Here is a 16,391-nt window from a genome sequence, read left to right as displayed (position 1 = left end):
TAAGCCGTTGCCCGGACTACTAGCCGGGCCGCTCACCGGAGTCGACTCGTTCCAAACGGCCCTCGGTGTAGGAAGCGATCTGGTCGACGATCACGCGCAGTCGGGCGCCGTCGTCGGTGGCGCTGTTGAAGGCGGCGGCATACACCGGATCGAGAGTTTGGGGAGCACCCGCCTGCAGCCACTGCGCCACCCGGCGGATGCGTTCGCGCTGCGCGGCCTGGGTCTGAAGGTGCCGCGGGTCGGACATGATGAACTGCAGCGCCAAGATTTTGAGCAGCGCGACCTCGGCGCGGACCATGTCAGGCACCTGCAAGTCGGCGCGATAGCGCACCAGCGGCCCGGTCCCGGCCGCGGCGCGGGTGGTGGCGATCGCTGCGGTGGCGAACCGGCCGACCAACTCGCTGGTCAACCGTTTCAGCGCGACCGCCGCGGTCAGGGTGGCGTCGTACTTGCCCACCGCCGCAACCACCGGCAGCGCGGCAAGCCGCCGTGCGGCCTCCATCAACTCGTCCGCGCCGACCCGAGGAAATTCCCGCTCCCCCAGCTTGGCCAAGGCCGCCGCCTCGTCCTCGTCGGCAAGCACGCGCAAGTCGATGCGTTGTGAAACCACGCCGTCTTCGACGTCGTGCACGGAATAAGCGACGTCGTCGGCCCAGTCCATCACCTGCGCTTCCAGGCAGGTACGTCCCGCCGGGGCGCCTTGCCTAACCCACTCGGCCGCGTCGCTGTCGTCCTGGTAGAAGCCGAATTTGCGCTCACCGTAGGTGCGCTGCCACGGATACTTGGTGACCGCGTCCAGCGCGGCTCGAGTCAGGTTCAGGCCCGCGCTGTTTCCTTGCGCATCAAGAACTTTGGGCTCAAGGCTGGTCAGAATGCGGAAGTTCTGCGCATTGCCCTCGAAACCACCGTAGGTGGCGGCGAGCTCATCGAGCGCCCGCTCACCGTTGTGGCCGTAGGGTGGATGTCCGATGTCGTGTGCGAGGCCCGCCAGCTCAACGAGGTCCAGGTCGCAACCCAAGGCAATGGCCATGCCGCGCCCGATCTGGGCGACTTCCAGCGAGTGCGTCAGGCGGGTGCGCGGGGTGTCCCCTTCCCGGGGACCGACCACCTGCGTCTTGTCGGCCAGCCGACGCAACGCCGCGCTGTGCAGTACGCGGGCCCGATCGCGAGCGAAGTCCGTGCGGTGTTGACCTTCAGTGCCCGGCAGACCCGCGGTTTTGGGCGCTTCGAGTACCCGCCGGGCACGGTCGAAGTCGTCGTAGGGGTCTTGCTGATCGGTACTCACCGAACCACAGTCTGCCAGGGCCGGACCTGTTCGCCCTGCGACACCAGACCCGCAGTGTCACCGGCCGGAGATAGATTGACGTATGCGCATTGCTCGCCTGCTCGGCGTGTTCTTGACGATCATCACCGTGGGGCTCAGCGACGGGCTGCTATTGGCGCCGTCGGCCGGCGCGCAGCCCCCCTTCCGGTTGCCGGGCTACGTCACCGACAACGCTCACGTGCTCTCCGACGCCGAGCGCGCCGCGGTCAACTCGGCCGTCATCAAGCTCTACGGCGACCGGCGCGTCCGCCTGTGGGTGGTTTACGTCGACAACTTCTCCGGGCAAAGCGGGCAGAACTGGGCGCAGCGCACTTACCGGACCAGCGATCTCGGCAACTACGACGCGGTGCTGGCGGTGGCCACCGTCGACCGCGCTTACGCCTTTCTGGTGCCTAACGGCGTTCAGGGCGTCAGCGCGAAACAGGTCGATGACTTGCGGCACAACGAGATCGAACCCGCGCTGGGTCGAGGCGATTGGAGTGGCGCGGCCATCGCCGCGGCCAACGGGCTGAATGTGTCTCCCAGCTCGACGAGCCGTTACGTGCTGCTGGGGGTGCTCGGGGCCATTGTGCTCGCAGTGGTCATCTTGCTGGTGGTGATGCGCCGTCGAGCACGACGTCGGCGCGCGGACGCCTTCGCCGCGGCGCGGCGGGTGGATCCCACCGACGCAACGGCGCTCGCCGCCGTGCCGTTGGACATCCTCGATGACCTGTCCCGGTCGAAAGTGGTGGAGGTCGACAACGCGGTACGCACCAGTTCCAACGAACTCGCGCTGGCGATCGAGGAGTTCGGCGAACAGCGGACCGCAGGCTTCATCCAGGCGCTCAACAATGCCAAAGCTGCCCTGGCGCAAGCGTTCAACGTGCGCCAGCAACTCGATGACAGCAGACCCGAGACCCCCGCAGAGCGTCGTGAGCTGCTCACCCGGGTGATCGTTTCGGCCGCCACCGCCGACCGCGAGCTGGAATCGCAAACCGAAGCGTTCGAGCAACTGCGCGATCTGGTGATCAACGCGCCATCCCGGCTCGATGCGCTGACCCAGCGCTACGTCGAGCTGACCACTCGGGTCGATCCATCCGACCAACGGCTGGTGGAGTTGAACAATGAATTCGGCGCCGCCGCACTGGCTTCCATTGCCGGCAACGTCGCAACTGCCAGAGAACGACTGGAGTTCGCCGACCGCAACATCAGCGCCGCTCGCGACCTGGCGGACAGGGCGGTAAGCGGACAGCAGAGTCGTCTGGTGGACGCGGTGCGGGCCGCCGAATCGGCGCTCGGGCAGGCGCGCTCGCTGCTCGATGCGGTGGACAGCGCAGACAGCGACATCCGGCATGCCGTCGCAAACCTGCCGTCGGTGCTTGCCGAGATCCAGACAGCCATCAAGCGTGCCAACGATCAGCTGCATCGGGCGCAAACGAACAGGTCGTCGCACGCCGGCGAGCTGATCGCCGCGCGGGACGCCGCAGCCAGGGCCGTGGACGGCGCCGGCCGTGGTCGCGGCGCCGCCGATCCGCTCAGTGCGTTCGCCCGGCTGACCAAAGCTGACGCGGAGCTCAACCAGCTGCTCACCACCGTTGCCCAGGAGCAGGCCAATGCCGAACGGCTCAACCGGTCATTCGAGCAGGCGCTGTTTACCGCGGAGTCACGAGTACGTGCGGTCTCGGAGTACATCGACACGCGGCGCGGCAGCATCGGGCCCGAGGCGCGCACCCGGCTCGCCGAGGCTAAGCGACAACTCGAGGCCGCGCACGCCAGAAGGTCGTCGAACCTGACCGAAGCGATCGCCTACGCCAACGGCGCATCGACGCTGGCCGCCCAGGCGCAGTCGCTGGCCAATGCAGACGTGCAGTCGACACAGCGCGCCTACACTCGACGCGCCGACAGCAATACCGGCGCGATACTGGGCGGCATCATCATCGGCGACCTGCTCAGCGGGGGCCTGCGCGGTGGGTTCGGCGGGTGGAGTCCGACGTCGTTCGGCGGTTCGTCCAATTCGGGCGGCTCGTCCGGCGGCGGGTTCATGGGTGGCGGCGGCCGATTCTGAGTCTCGCTAAAAAGAACTGCGCACGCCCACTCGCGGCATTTGCCGCGCGTAGACGTGCGCAGTAATTCGGTCGCGGGAGGCGCACCGGGAACCGGTGCGCCGCCGAGAACCGAGAACTTCTCTCAGGCCCAGCTGGACCCGACGGCGCTGTCGGTCTGCGCCATGTTGTTGCCGGCGCTCTGGACCTTCTGGCCGTGAGCGTTGGCCTGCTCGTAGATCACCTGGAAGTTACGACCCAACTGGGCGATGAACTCCTGGCAAGCCACCGAACCGGCGCCGCCCCAGAAGTCACCGGCAGCCAGCACATCGCGAACGATGGCCTGGTGCTCGGCCTCCAAGTTGGCGGCCTGGGCGCGGATCAGCGCACCGTGGGCGTCGACGTCACCGAACTGGTAGTTAATCGTCATCGAACCTGTTCTCCTTAGTCTGTGAAAGTTGTTTGGCTGCAGCGGCTTACGCCGCCAAATGGCTAGCTGCTGAGGATCTGCTGCGAAGCCTGCTCTTGCTGCTCGTAGTTGTTGGCGTCACGGATCAACCCGTCACGCACACCGTGCAGCATGTTCACAATGTTGCGGAAGGCCTGGTTCATCTGGCCCACGGTGTCCATCGAGGTGGCCTCGGCCAGACCACTCCAGCCAGCGCCGGAAATGTTCTGCGAGGAGGCGAACATGCGACGAGACTCGTCTTCGACGGTCTGAGCGTGCACCTCAAAGCGACCCGCCATGTCCCGCATTGCGTGCGGGTCAGTCATAAAGCGTGCCATGTTGCTTATCTCCTTTTGATTTGTGGACGTATCACTTGGATTTCTCAATCAAAGGTTGATTGATGTGACTACCGATTTCGGCGGATCCGAAACCGCTAATCACCCGTAGACATCGACAGTCTCGACCCTTTCTCTCAACCGGCTGCCGGCGAATGCGGGACCACGCTGCTACCGCGTGGCATCTCGAAACGTGGCTCGGCGTTCTCCGCTTCCCACTGTTTCCACTCTGCCCACTCATCCCACTCGTCGTTGCCAGGCTCGATCGGTTCCGGATCGACCGCGCCGGGCACCACGACGACTTCTTCGACACCTGATTCAGACTCCTTGGCCCAGTGGTCGTAGTCGTCTGGTGGTACAGCCGTGCCCCAACTGAGCGGAACCGATAGTCCGCCGAGCATGCCTGACTCGCCTTTTTTCGCCGCGACAGAGTCGGGTGGCAAGGGCGGACCAAGTGGCAAAAGCACGGTGTCCCCTTTCAAACTTCTTTCAAGTGTCGAGTCGATACAACATCGCTCAGTAGCAAGTACACACCACCAAGCCCTCGCATAGTAAGCCAATCCGGGCCTCAATATCGGCCAATTTGCGGATTTCACCGTCTCTACAACTCCGTTACGACCCCGCTTTGGGGTCGGTAGCTCGCCGGGAGCGTCGCGCGGCGGCCAGCGGTCAACTTCGCGTCTGCCTGAACCGAAGGCGAAACCGGTGGCGAACAGGGACTTCTGCTCCCGGGAGCAGCCTTGGCCCGCGGCGCCAAGTTCGGCGCCGGCAATCAGCACAGACCGCTGGGAATCCCCCGCGCGGGCTGCGTTTCCTGGGTTGGCATCGCCTGCGGGAACGGCACCCGATAGGGAATGGATGTCTTCGTTGTCGTACCTAAAATCGCATTCGGAACACACTGCGGCAGTTTCGGCAATGCCTTGAGCCGGGGATGGTCCAAGTTCGGTTTCGACGCATTCGGTGGCACGGCGAAGTTGAACGTCGACGTCATATCCTTGACCGTCTGGTCACGCCACTGGCTGAGGTTGGGCACCGGCACCCCGAAGCGCGTGCTGATCAGTTTCAACGTGGACGTGTGGTCGAAGACGTCATGGACCATCATCGGGCCGCGACTGTACGGCGAAATGACGAAGCACGGCACCCTGAAGCCCAGACCAATCGGTCCCCGGATGCCGCCGGAACCGTCGACCGAGTTGATGTCGGCGACGGTGACATATTCGCCCGGCGTGCCCGGCGGTGACGTCGGGGGGACCACATGGTCGAAGAAGCCACCGTTCTCGTCGTAGTTGACGATCAGCGCCGTCTTCTCCCACACCGCCGGGTTGGACAGCAGAATTCGCAGCGCGTCGACGATGCCGACCGCCCCGATCGAGACCGGAAAGGCTGGGTGCTCCGACAGCAGGAAGCCGGGAAGCAGCCAGGAAACCTTTGGCAGCCGGTTGTTTCTGACGTCGGAGAAGAAGTCCATCGGGTAAGTCGGGGCGATGCCGAAGCGGGCCAGGTTGGACCGCGGATCCGCCGCCTGCTTGAAGTCGTTGACCAGCCCGTTGTACCCGATCACCGTGTTGTTGAGCGGCCCCAACAGCTTGTTTTGATAGACCTTCCAGCTGACGGCGGCAGCTTCCAGGCGATCGGGCATGATCTCCCAGCTGTACCGCTGCAGCGGCTGGATGTTGGGCTCTACCAGTACCGGCCCGCCGTGGGTGCCGTCCGGGTCGATCCAAGCGCTCATCCAATACAGCCGATTGGGCGTGGTCCCGCCCAGCAGCGAAGAGAAGTAGTGGTCACAGATCGTGAAGGTGTCGGCGAGCAGATGATGAATCGGGATGTCGGCGCGGGTGTAGTACCCCATCGTGACGGGCGTGTTGCCTTGTAGCGGAGTGCGTTGGGCTTGCGCGGGTAACCAGCCGTCGTTCAACCCGTTGTTCCAGGCCTGGTGCATGCCGCTCCAGCTGTGGTCCGGGTCGTTCACGCATTCGCCGGCGACCAGCGGACCCCGGGTGGTGTCGAATCGGAACGGCAGCGTCGTCCCTGTCGGGTCGTTCGCCTGCGTGGCCGGGTTCCAGCCTTTCTGCGCGAAAACTCCGGGTAGCGCGTTGGGATCGGAAAAGCCGTGGGTGCCCGACAGCGTGCCGAAGTAATGGTCGTATGACCGATTTTCCTGCATCAGCAACACAATGTGTTCGATGTCGGTCAAATGGCCGCTGCACGGACCGGCGCCATAAGCCTTTTCAATAATCGGACCGGCCAGATCCATAAAGGCACCCGCGGTGGTGGCGGCGGCGGCTTTCGCCAAGAATTGCCGACGGGTCATTCCGTCGACCGGGTGTTCGGTCCCCACACGCCCTCCCTGACGGCTCCTTTGCGCCGCTTTCAGATCACGGTATAGACGCGGCCGCGATCGGCCCGATACCCCGACGGCGTGTCGTTATTACTAATTGCTATACAGCGCCATTACTCGCCGGAAGCAATTTCTTATCAGCAAGGCCCGCTGGCAGTCCCCCGCACCGGTTGGGTTTCCTGCGTGGGCATGCTCTGCGGATAGGGCACTCGATACGGGATGGAAGGCAGCACCCCGTCGGTCGTTCCTAACACCACGTTGGGAATGCACTGCGGCAGCTTCGGGACCGCGGCCAGCAATGGGTGGCTCAAGTGCGGTTTCGATGGATTCGGCGGGGAGCCGAAATTGAACGCCGAGGTCATGTCACCAACCGTGGTGTCTCGCCATTGGGTCAGATTGGGCACCGGCACGCCGAAGCGAGCGCGCATCAATTTCAGTTGCGACGTGTGGTCGAAGACTTCATGTGCCATCAGGCCACCACGACTCAACGGCGACATGACGATGCAGGGGACGCGGAAACCCAGCCCAAGCGGCCCGCGGATGCCCCCGGACCCCGCCACGGCGTTGATGTCTGGGACGGTCACCCACTCCCCGGGCGTCCCGGGCGGCGCCGTCGGCGGAACGACGTGATCGAAGAACCCGCCGTTTTCGTCGTAGCTGATGATCAGGGCAGTTTTTTCCCATACCGCCGGATTGGAAAGCAGGATCCGCAACGCCGTCACCATGGCGATCGCACCGAGCGCGACCGGCAGCGCGGGGTGTTCGGACTGGATGAAGTTCGGGACCAACCAGGAAACCTGGGGTAGCCGGTTGGCTTTGACGTCGGCGGCGAAATCAAACGGATAGTTCGGGGCGATGCCGTAGCGGGCCAGGTTGGACCTCGGATTACCCGACTGCTTGAACGCCTGCACCAATCCGTTGTTGCTGATTGGAGTATTGATGAATCGCCCTGCGTCTTTGTTCTGGTAAACCTTCCAACTAACGCCGGCCTGCTCGAGGTTTTCCGGCATGATGGTCCAGCTGTACTGATGCAGCGGCAAAAAGCCGGGCTCGACGAGTTGTGGTCCACCATTTGCGCCGACTGGGTCATTCCAGGCGCTGAGCCAGTAAAGCCTGTTCGGCAGCGTGCCGGTCAACAGCGAGCAATGGTAGTTGTCGCACATCGTGAACGTGTCAGCCAGCAAGTAATGGATCGGAATGTCTTTGCGCGTGTAGTAACCCATCGTCATCGGGACGTAGGGCCCGGTACGGGTTTCCGCCTGCGCCGGCAACCAGTTGTCGTTGGCGCCGCCGTTCCACGAATGGTGCATCGCCGCCCACTGGTGTTCGGGGTCGTTGACGCACTCGCCGTCCAGCAACGGGCCGCGGGTGGTGTCGAGCCGGAATGGCATGGTGATACCCGCCGGGTCCAGCGCCTGGCTCGCCGGGTTCCAGCCCTTCTGCGCAAAGGCGGGCGACGCCTCGTTGAACCCGCGCGTGCTCGACAACGTTCCGAAGTAATGATCGTAGGAACGATTTTCCTGCATCAGCAGCACAATGTGCTCGATGTCGGTCAAATGGCCCGAGCAAGGCCCTGCGCCGTAAGCCTTTTCGATCACCGGGGCAGCGATGTCGGTCATCAACGCGGCGGCGCCGGCCCCGGAAAGTTTTGCCATGAACTCCCGACGGGACATTCCCCGCAGCGGGTTTTCGATCACTGATTCGACCTCTCTGACCACATTTCAGATCACGGTATAGTTACGGCCCTGGACAGCCCCGATACGTGACCGGCGTGTCGCGAAGTTTCGTCAGCCAGCAAACGTGATTAAGATCGCATCAGGGTTGCGGCGCGTTGCCCATTTTCCCCCCGGACCGGTTCGTTCGTTCGTTGAATTGCCTTGTGCCGCAGTCGATGCCGGCCAGCTTCACGGGCTTGGGCGGAGACGGCTCGCACCGACAGAAGGGTTTTCGCGCAAACCTTGCCGTGCGTCACGCGTTACCAGCACCGGACGGTACGCGCGGGATAATCGTCAAGTAATGGTCCTCGAAGGAAAAATTTATCTAATCCGATATTCCTAATCGATTTCTCATACAGCCATTTTCCGGTGCATCGGACTGCCGACGATACGCGCATTATGCGAGGTCAACTGCCCTTAGCACGCCCAGTCGGAGCGTACTGGCGGTGTTAGTTCTCTTAATTCCGCGCCAGAAAAGATTGGCTGTTCGGGTTACTCGGTCGTGATGAAAAAATCGGTGCTGCTAAACGGGTTCCGTAACACCTGAGTACGGTTGTAGCGTCCGTTCCCATGTGGCTCACGGTGCTGGTGTTAGCTCTTGTGGCGACCGCAGATCCGGTCCGGATCGGCGTCAGCGTGGTGCTGTCCTCGCGACCAACCGGATCGCGGTGGGCCGTGGGACCGTTGGTGGCGTTCTGGCTCGGTGGCATGGCAATCAGTGTCGTACTAACCATCGGTGTCCTGTTCGGTCTGCGCGACTTCGCCTTGACCACAATGCATCGCGTACAACTGGCCACCGCCACCAGCACGGCGGGGCACCTCCAGATCGCAATTGGCGCCGTGGCGCTGCTCGTCGCAGCGACCGCCGCGGGCCTATCACCACGCCAGCGTGCGCGACTGGCCATGCCCGTCGCACCCCCGCAGCCGATGCGCGCGCCTTCGACAATCTCGCGACTGTCGACGCGCGTCCACGATGCTCTGCAGGCCAGACCGCTGGGTGTGTCGTTCATCCTCGGAGTGGCGATGTTGGTGGACTTCCGATTCCTGGCCGCGCTTACCGCAATCGTGGCCTCAGGTGTCGCGGTGGGTACCCAGATCGGCGCTGCCGGCATGTACACCCTGGTAGCGCTGAGCTTCATCGAACTCCCGCTCGTCAGCCAGCTGGCCGCGCCGGCCAAAACCGATCGGGTAATGGCCGTGGTGAACCAGTGGGCCAAGGCGCGTCGACAGCAGGTTTTTGCTGTGGTGATCGGCCTGCTCGGTGCGTTTCTGATATCCCGGGGCCTGGGCCACATCTAGGCAGACAAAAGCGCGGGCGACATCCGTCACCCGCGCCCTTGCTCAAAACTTCGCGGTTATCCGACTCCGCTGCGCGGGATCACGCTCGGCCGGTTCTGGACCACGTGCGGACTCGCACCGCCGCGACCCATCATGCCGCCGGGCATGCCCGCTCCGGCACCGCCGGCACCCATGGGCATCGGCATCATCGGCATACCACCCATACCGCCGGTAGCTCCCGCTGCCTGCGCCATCTCCGCGGCCTGGGTACCCAGGCCCGCCATGGCGGCGCTGCCCATGGCCTTGGGCACTGAGCCCTGCCAAGTCGGTGGCACCGACATCGCACCTACCAGCCGAGCATTACCCAGGCTTCCGCCCATTCCGGCGCCGAGTCCGGCACCGCCCAAGCCCTTCATCGGCGCGATGTCTCCGGCCAATTTCGGCATGTCGGCCAAGCCGGCCGCCGTAGCCCCCGCCAGTCCGGCTGTGCCGACATTTGCCGTCTGGCCCAACTGCATCAACGGACCCATCAACATGCTGGCCGGCATCGCGCCCATCTGGGCCACTCCCATGACGGATTCCAATGGCACCGCTGCGGCGGCGGATTGCACACCGGCCACTAGACCCGGCGCGGCCGCGGTAGCGCCCTGAATCAGCGGACTCATCGCCGCGGACGCCGACGTGGCCAAACCGGTGAACTGCGCACCCACTCCTGCAGCCAGCCCGGCCAAGTCCACCGGCGGCACGGCGAATGGTGTCAAGCTGGCGGCCACGGCGGTCGCGCCGCCGTGATAGCCGACCATCGCGCCGACATCTTGCGCCCACATCTCGAGATAGTCGGCCTCATTAGCGAAGATCGCCGGGGTGTTGAACCCCAAGAAGTTCGTCGCGATCAACGTCAGCAACGAAATCCGATTGGCCTCCACCGCCGCAGGATGCACCGTCGCGGTCAACGCAGCCTCAAACGACGACGCCGCCGCACGCGCCTGCCCAGCCGCCGACGCCGCCTGCGTCGCCGCCGCATCCAACCAGCCCACATACGGCGTCGCCGCAGCAGCCATCGACACCGACGCCGGACCCGCCCACGGACCACTGGCCAAACCGACGATCACCGAATCAAACGAGGCCGCCGAAGCCGCCAAATCCGCCGCCAGACTCTCCCAAGCCGCCGCCGCTACATGCAACGGGCCAGACCCGGCCCCGGCAAAAATCCGCGCCGAGTTGATCTCCGGCGGCAACCACGCAAAATCCAAAATCATCGCAACCCCAAACCTGCCAGCCGCGTCAACGGCACCAACAACAACCCATCAAATCAATGCGACCCCACCCGCAAGCCCTCCCCGGGCTGGGATCTCAAACAATCCACGCCAACGTTCGGGCTCTACGGAAAACCCGTACACCAGGTAATCAGCGCGCGGATTCGAGTGAGTTACTTGGTCAGTATATTCGCTCCCGGACATGCCACGAGCACGAATAACGCATGACCCGCTGCGTCACTCGTGCTCGTGGTCAGGTAGCTAGGCCCAGCTGGAGCCGACGGCGCTGTCGGTCTGCGCCATGTTGTTGCCGGCGGACTGCACCTTCTGGCCGTGAGCGTTGGCCTGCTCGTAGATCACCTGGAAGTTACGACCCAACTGGGCGATGAACTCCTGGCAAGCCACCGAACCGGCGCCGCCCCAGAAGTCACCGGCAGCCAGCACATCGCGAACGATGGCCTGGTGCTCGGCCTCCAAGTTGGCGGCCTGGGCGCGGATCAGCGCACCGTGGGCGTCGACGTCGCCGAACTGGTAATTGATCGTCATCGTGGGAGCCCTTTCTAGCTGCTGAGGATCTGCTGGGAGGCCTGCTCTTGCTGCTCGTAGTTGTTCGCGTCGCGAACCAACCCGTCGCGCACCCCGTGCAGCATGTTCACGATGTTGCGGAATGCGGTGTTCATCTGGCCCATCGTGTCCAGCGAGGTGGTCGACGCCAGACCGCTCCAGCCAGCGCCCGAGATGTTCTGCGCCGATGCCCACATCCGGCGGGCCTCGTCCTCAACGGTCTGAGCGTGCGCTTCGAAACGTCCAGCCATGGCCCGCATCGCGTGCGGATCCGTCATAAACCGAGTAGCCACTGCGTTTTCCTTTCCTAGAAACTGCATCGAATCTCAAGCGGTGCCGAAATTCTCGACTTATCCCACGCCCGTTCGCGGGATCACGCTCGGCCGGTTCTGCACCACATGCGCAGCCGCACCGCCGCGGCCCATCATGCCGCCGGCCATACCGCCCGCGGCACCACCGGCACCCATCGGCATCGGCATCGGCATCATGCCCGTGCCGGTGGCCCCGGCGGCTTGTGCCATTGCCGCAGGGTTCATGCCCAGCCCCGCCATCGCCGAGCTGGCCATCGCCTTGGGCACCGAACCCTGCCAGGTCGGCGGCACCGACATCGCACCGACCAGGTGCGCCTTACCCAGATCGCCGGCCATACCGGCGCCCATGCCGGCCGCGCCGCCCAAGCCCTTCAGCCCCGGGGCGACGTCACCCACGAATTTCGGCACGTCGGTCAGCCCTTCGGTAGCACCGACCAATCCGGCCGCTCCGGCGTTCGCCGTCTGCCCCAACTGCATCAACGGACCCATCAACATGCTGGCCGGCATCGCGCCCATCTGGGCCACCGACATCACGGCCTGAATCGGAGCTCCGGACATCAAGGACTGCGCCCCGGTCGCCAGCGCCGAGCCGCCCATCACGGCTCCCTGGACCAACGGGCTTACCGCGGCCGATGCCGATGTAGCCAGCCCGGTGACCTCGGCGCCGACGCCCGCCGCCAACCCCGCCAAGTCGAATGGCGGAAGAGCAAACGGTGTCAGGCTGGCGGCCACGGCCGTCGCTCCGGACTGGTAGCCGACCATCGCGCCGACGTCACGCGCCCACATCTCGACATAGTCGGCCTCGTTAGCGAAGATCGCCGGGGTGTTGAGCCCCAAGAAGTTCGTCGCGATCAACGTCAGCAACGAAATCCGATTGGCCTCCACCGCCGCGGGATGCACCGTCGCGGTCAACGCAGCCTCAAACGAGGACGCCGCCGCACGCGCCTGCCCGGCCGCCGACTGCGCCTGCGTCGCCGCCGCATCCAACCAGCCCACATAAGGCGTCGCCGCAGCAGCCATCGACACCGACGCCGGGCCCGCCCACGGACCACTGGCCAAGCCGACGATCACCGAATTGAACGAGGCCGCCGAAGCCGCCAAATCCGCCGCCAGACTCTCCCAAGCCGCCGCCGCTACGTGCAACGGGCCAGACCCGGCCCCGGCAAAAATCCGCGCCGAGTTGATCTCCGGCGGCAACCACGCAAAATCAAGAAACATCGCAACCCCAACCAGTCAGCCGCGTCAACGGCGCCGACGTGTCCGTGACAGCCCAAAAACACAACTCCACCCGCGGATCGTAAGACAGATCACAGTGAAAATCTGCACTTTCGCCGAATCTTCTCTATGAATTTGGTAGAAGCGGACCCATCGCCGTGACGGTGGCTAGCCGGCTGCCTGGCCCGTCGTCAATGAATTCGACAACGCCGCGTTTAAATAATTCCACCCTGGGCGGCCCAGCGATAGGTAATTAAAGCGCTCTAGAAGAAACCCCTGAAAATGCCGGACACCCCGTCGCCCGAGACGACCAGGCCCGAAGTTCCGGTACCCGAGTTCAAGATGCCGCTGGTCTGGATACCCGCGATAAAGAGGCCCGCGTTCTGAACTGCCGCGTTGTAGATACCAGCGTTCTGGTAACCGGTATTCAACATCCCTGAGTTGCCGACACCACCCGGTGCGAGCAAGGTGCTGGTATTGACGTAGCCCGAATTACCAACTCCGACATTCTGTATGCCTGAGTTGCCGATGCCGGTCGGATCGTTGTGGCCGAAGCCCGAGTTGCCGGTGCCGAGGTTGAAGAAGCCCGAGTTGGCGACGGCCTGGGTGGTCGCGCCGAAGATCCCGGTGTTGAGTCCGCCGGCGTTGAACGCGCCAGTGTTGGTGTCCCCGGCATTGGCAAAGCCGGTGTTGACGTTGCCGGCATTGCCGAAGCCCGAGTTGACATTTCCCGCATTGAGGAATCCGCTGTTGACATCGCCGGCGTTCCCAAAGCTGGTATTCGAGTTGCCGGAGTTGAAACTGCCGGCATTGAAGTTGCCTGAGTCGAAGAAGCCAAAATTGCTGGCACCGGCATTACCGGCACCGGTGTTGACGCTGCCGCCATTGAAGAATCCGGTGTTGGTGTCGCCCGCGTTGCCGAACCCGAAGTTTCCGACGCCGGAGTTCCCGAAACCCACGTTACCGCTGCCGGAGTTGAAGAAGCCGATATTCCCGCTACCGGAGTTGAACAGCCCGACGTTGCCGGTTCCGGAATTCAACGCGCCGAACCCGAACTGGTTGTCGCCGCTGAGTCCGAATCCGATGTTGTTGTTGCCGGTGTTGCCGAAGCCGATATTGCCGCTACCCGAGTTGCCGAAGCCGAAGTTGTTGCTGCCGAAATTACCGCTGCCGACGTTGTTGCTGCCGTTGTTTCCGGAGCCGAAGTTGGTGTCTCCGATGTTGCCGCTACCAACATTTGTGTTGCCGATGTTGCCAAGCCCCAGGTTGGCGCTGCCGATATTGCCACTACCCAGGTTCTGGCTGCCGGCGTTGCCGCTACCCAAGTTGAAATTGCCGGTGTTACCGCTGCCTAGGTTTATGTCACCAATATTGCCGCTACCCAGGTTAGTGCCGCCGATATTGCCGGTGCCGAGATTGCTGTTGCCAATATTGCCGCTACCGAGGTTCGTGTCCCCAATGTTGCCGCTGCCCAAATTCAGCGAGCCGATATTTCCAAGGCCTAAGTTGATGCCTTGCAGTTGTGCCGGCACGGCACTGGCGGCCGTGGCCGCGGCTGCCGCCGGGGCACCCTGGACGGCGCTCACCAACCCGGACAAACCCGACAGTGCGGGCAGTCCCTGCAACGCACCCTGCCACGACTGCAACGCCGCAGCCGCAGCCGACACCCCACCGTGATACCCCACCATCGCCGCTACATCAGCAGCCCAAAACTCCTCATACACACCCTCCGCAGCAGCAATCGCCGGCGCATTCTGACCAAACACATTCGACAACACCAACTGCACAAACGCATTCCGATTCCCCGCCACCGCCAACGGATGCACCGTCGCCGCCCGCGCCGCCTCAAACGCACTCACCACCGCATCAGCCTGCCCAGCCGCACCCGCCGCCCGCGCCGCCGCCGCACTCAACCACCCCGCATACGGCGCCGCCGCCGCAGCCATCGCCGCCGCCGCCGAACCCTGCCAACCCTGACCCACCAAGTCCGCGGTCACCGCCGCAAACGAATCCGCCGCAGCCCCCAACTCCTGCGCCAACCCCGACCACGCCGCCGCCGCCTCCACCATCGGCCCCGACCCCGCACCGGAAAACATCCGCAACGAATTAATCTCCGGCGGCAACACCCAAAAACTCATCTTCACTGCCCCTCAGTAATTGCGGCTAACGGAAGAAGCCTGATTGTTGGTTACCGGAATTGAATCCGCCGGAGTTCTCGTCACCGGAGTTGAGGACACCCGAACTGTTGCTACCAGAGTTGGAGTAGCCGGCGAGGGAATTACCCGAATTGGAAATTCCGGCGTTGTGCGTACCGATGTTTCCGAAGCCGGAGTTGAACCCGGGAATCATAGCGGGGCCGGAGTTGGAGAAGCCCGAATTGCCGATGCCGGTGTTGTAGAAACCAGAGTTCTCGATGCCACCGGTGTTTCCCCAACCCGAACTGCCGACTCCCACGTTCCCAAAGCCCGAGTTCTGGACGGGCTGGTCCAAAGCGCTGAGGAACCCGGTATTGAGATTGCCGCCGTTGAATCCCCCGGTATTGCTGTCCCCACCGTTGAAGAAACCGGTGTTGATATTGCCGCCGTTCATGAAGCCGGTGTTGGAGTCACCCGCGTTCAAAAAGCCGGTATTTCCGGCGCCCGCGTTCCCGAAACCGGTGTTCTCCCAGCCCGCGTTGAAGCTGCCACTGTTCGAGTTGCCCGCGTCGAAGATGCCGAAGTTTCCGTTGCCCGCATGCCCGAAGCCGGTGTTGAAGTCGCCGGAGCACCAGAAACCGGTGTTCAGACTGCCCGAGTTGCCGAAGCCGGTGTTTCCGTTGCCCGAGTTGCCGAAGCCGACATTGCCGTCGCCCGAGTTGAAGAAACCGATGTTGTTGTTACCCGAGTTGAATAAGCCGATATTTCCGGTGCCCGTGTTGAGGGCGCCGAAGCCGATCTGGCCGTCACCGGTGAGCCCGAAACCGATGTTGCTGTTGCCCTTGTTGCCGAAGCCGATGTTGCCGCTGCCCAGGTTGCCGAAGCCGAGGTTGTTGGCGCCGTCGACGCCGCCGTTGTTACCCAAGCCGAAGCTGAAGTCACCGACGTTTCCGCTGCCGAAGGTGAAGTCACCGTAGTTGCCGCCACCGAGAAAGTTCAGCGTGCCGAAGTTTCCGCCGCCGAAAAAGTTCAGGCTGCCGATGTTGCCGCTACCGATATTGCCGCTGCCGAAGTTCCCGCTGCCGAAGTTGTAGTCGCCGATGTTGCCGCTACCGGTGTTGGCGGTACCGATGTTTCCGCCGCCCCAGTTCTCGCCGCCGTAGTTGCCGCTGCCCAGGTTCCAGTAGGCGCTGTTGTTCCCGCTGCCCAAGTTGAGGTCGCCGATGTTGCCACTGCCGAGGTTGAACGTGCCGATGTTGCCAAAACCCAGGTTGAAGTTGAGGTCCGTGAGAGCGTCGAGCACCGCCGCTGGGGCGGCCGCTGCCGCAGCGGGAGCACCTTGAGCAGCACCCAGCAATCCCGACAAACCCAACAGTGCGGGCAGTCCCTGCAACGCACCCTGCCACGACTGCAACGCCGCAGCCGCAGCCGACACCCCACCGTGATAC

At 63.8% G+C, this 16,391-nt stretch carries 14 protein-coding genes and 1 pseudogene; 2 read left to right on the top strand and 13 right to left on the bottom strand.

Going from position 1 to position 16,391, the window contains the following annotated elements; all coding sequences use genetic code 11:
- Window positions 1–19 precede the first annotated feature (19 nt).
- On the bottom strand, window positions 20–1,285 hold the full coding sequence (locus tag A5634_RS20590) for a deoxyguanosinetriphosphate triphosphohydrolase (protein ID WP_065145873.1): 1,266 nt from the start codon (window positions 1,283–1,285) through the stop codon (window positions 20–22).
- Between the two features lie 82 nt (window positions 1,286–1,367).
- Here A5634_RS20590 and A5634_RS20585 point away from each other — a divergent pair, with 82 nt between their 5' ends.
- A complete protein-coding gene (locus A5634_RS20585; protein WP_065145872.1) occupies window positions 1,368–3,368 on the top strand; it encodes a TPM domain-containing protein in 2,001 nt (666 codons plus the stop codon).
- A gap of 122 nt (window positions 3,369–3,490) precedes the next feature.
- On the opposite strand, the gene A5634_RS20580 is transcribed toward A5634_RS20585, so the two are convergent.
- From A5634_RS20580 to A5634_RS20560, 5 genes are all read right to left on the bottom strand, one after another.
- Window positions 3,491–3,775 carry a WXG100 family type VII secretion target gene (locus A5634_RS20580; protein ID WP_065142966.1) on the bottom strand — a complete coding sequence of 95 codons (285 nt, stop codon included), beginning with the start codon at window positions 3,773–3,775 and terminating at the stop codon, window positions 3,491–3,493.
- Window positions 3,776–3,837: 62 nt separating this feature from the next.
- Complete coding sequence (locus A5634_RS20575; RefSeq protein ID WP_081290557.1) at window positions 3,838–4,131, bottom strand: WXG100 family type VII secretion target; 294 nt, start codon at window positions 4,129–4,131, stop codon at window positions 3,838–3,840.
- Window positions 4,132–4,265: 134 nt separating this feature from the next.
- Window positions 4,266–4,595, bottom strand: coding sequence for a hypothetical protein (locus tag A5634_RS20570; RefSeq protein WP_253861791.1), 330 nt, complete (start codon window positions 4,593–4,595; stop codon window positions 4,266–4,268).
- Between the two features lie 305 nt (window positions 4,596–4,900).
- Entirely contained in the window at window positions 4,901–6,442 is a 1,542-nt protein-coding gene (locus A5634_RS20565) for a phospholipase C (protein WP_065145900.1), read from the bottom strand.
- A 164-nt stretch (window positions 6,443–6,606) separates the two neighbouring features.
- Window positions 6,607–8,142 (bottom strand): phospholipase C, encoded by a 1,536-nt coding sequence (locus tag A5634_RS20560; RefSeq protein ID WP_065145899.1) that lies wholly within the window; start codon window positions 8,140–8,142, stop codon window positions 6,607–6,609.
- Window positions 8,143–8,754: 612 nt separating this feature from the next.
- Here A5634_RS20560 and A5634_RS20555 point away from each other — a divergent pair.
- On the top strand, window positions 8,755–9,483 hold the full coding sequence (locus tag A5634_RS20555; protein WP_065145869.1) for a GAP family protein: 729 nt from the start codon (window positions 8,755–8,757) through the stop codon (window positions 9,481–9,483).
- Window positions 9,484–9,539: 56 nt separating this feature from the next.
- On the opposite strand, the gene A5634_RS20550 is transcribed toward A5634_RS20555, so the two are convergent.
- The 7 genes and pseudogenes from A5634_RS20550 to A5634_RS20525 form a co-directional block, all read right to left on the bottom strand.
- Complete coding sequence (locus A5634_RS20550; protein WP_065145868.1) at window positions 9,540–10,721, bottom strand: PPE family protein; 1,182 nt, start codon at window positions 10,719–10,721, stop codon at window positions 9,540–9,542.
- A gap of 258 nt (window positions 10,722–10,979) precedes the next feature.
- The gene (locus tag A5634_RS20545) at window positions 10,980–11,264 is read right to left on the bottom strand and encodes a WXG100 family type VII secretion target (RefSeq protein ID WP_065142966.1); all 285 of its coding nucleotides are present in this window, start codon (window positions 11,262–11,264) and stop codon (window positions 10,980–10,982) included.
- Window positions 11,265–11,278: 14 nt separating this feature from the next.
- Entirely contained in the window at window positions 11,279–11,575 is a 297-nt protein-coding gene (locus A5634_RS20540; protein WP_065145867.1) for a WXG100 family type VII secretion target, read from the bottom strand.
- A gap of 57 nt (window positions 11,576–11,632) precedes the next feature.
- A complete protein-coding gene (locus A5634_RS20535; RefSeq protein ID WP_065145866.1) occupies window positions 11,633–12,811 on the bottom strand; it encodes a PPE family protein in 1,179 nt (392 codons plus the stop codon).
- Between the two features lie 260 nt (window positions 12,812–13,071).
- On the bottom strand, window positions 13,072–14,340 hold the full coding sequence (locus A5634_RS20530; protein WP_437339998.1) for a beta strand repeat-containing protein: 1,269 nt from the start codon (window positions 14,338–14,340) through the stop codon (window positions 13,072–13,074).
- A gap of 116 nt (window positions 14,341–14,456) precedes the next feature.
- Window positions 14,457–14,946 (bottom strand): annotated as a pseudogene (locus A5634_RS30370) (PPE family protein); the annotation flags it as partial.
- A 25-nt stretch (window positions 14,947–14,971) separates the two neighbouring features.
- A partial coding sequence (locus A5634_RS20525) for a beta strand repeat-containing protein (RefSeq protein WP_065145865.1) occupies window positions 14,972–16,391 on the bottom strand: 1,420 nt, incomplete at its 5' end.

The sequence above is a fragment of the Mycobacterium asiaticum genome (assembly GCF_001673365.1).
Taxonomy (GTDB): Bacteria; Actinomycetota; Actinomycetes; order Mycobacteriales; family Mycobacteriaceae; genus Mycobacterium; species Mycobacterium asiaticum_A.
This window is presented reverse-complemented; position numbering and strand designations above follow the sequence as displayed.

Bases quoted from the DNA above. Each gene is read 5' to 3' on its own strand.
- A5634_RS20545 (WP_065142966.1), bottom strand. From the start codon at position 11,264: ATGACGATCAATTACCAGTTCGGCGACGTCGACGCCCACGGTGCGCTG.
- A5634_RS20560 (WP_065145899.1), bottom strand. From the start codon at position 8,142: ATGTCCCGTCGGGAGTTCATGGCAAAACTTTCCGGGGCCGGCGCCGCC.
- A5634_RS20535 (WP_065145866.1), bottom strand. From the start codon at position 12,811: ATGTTTCTTGATTTTGCGTGGTTGCCGCCGGAGATCAACTCGGCGCGG.
- A5634_RS20565 (WP_065145900.1), bottom strand. From the start codon at position 6,442: ATGACCCGTCGGCAATTCTTGGCGAAAGCCGCCGCCGCCACCACCGCG.
- A5634_RS20575 (WP_081290557.1), bottom strand. From the start codon at position 4,131: ATGGCACGCTTTATGACTGACCCGCACGCAATGCGGGACATGGCGGGT.
- A5634_RS20550 (WP_065145868.1), bottom strand. From the start codon at position 10,721: ATGATTTTGGATTTTGCGTGGTTGCCGCCGGAGATCAACTCGGCGCGG.
- A5634_RS20555 (WP_065145869.1), top strand. From the start codon at position 8,755: ATGTGGCTCACGGTGCTGGTGTTAGCTCTTGTGGCGACCGCAGATCCG.
- A5634_RS20585 (WP_065145872.1), top strand. From the start codon at position 1,368: ATGCGCATTGCTCGCCTGCTCGGCGTGTTCTTGACGATCATCACCGTG.
- A5634_RS20580 (WP_065142966.1), bottom strand. From the start codon at position 3,775: ATGACGATTAACTACCAGTTCGGTGACGTCGACGCCCACGGTGCGCTG.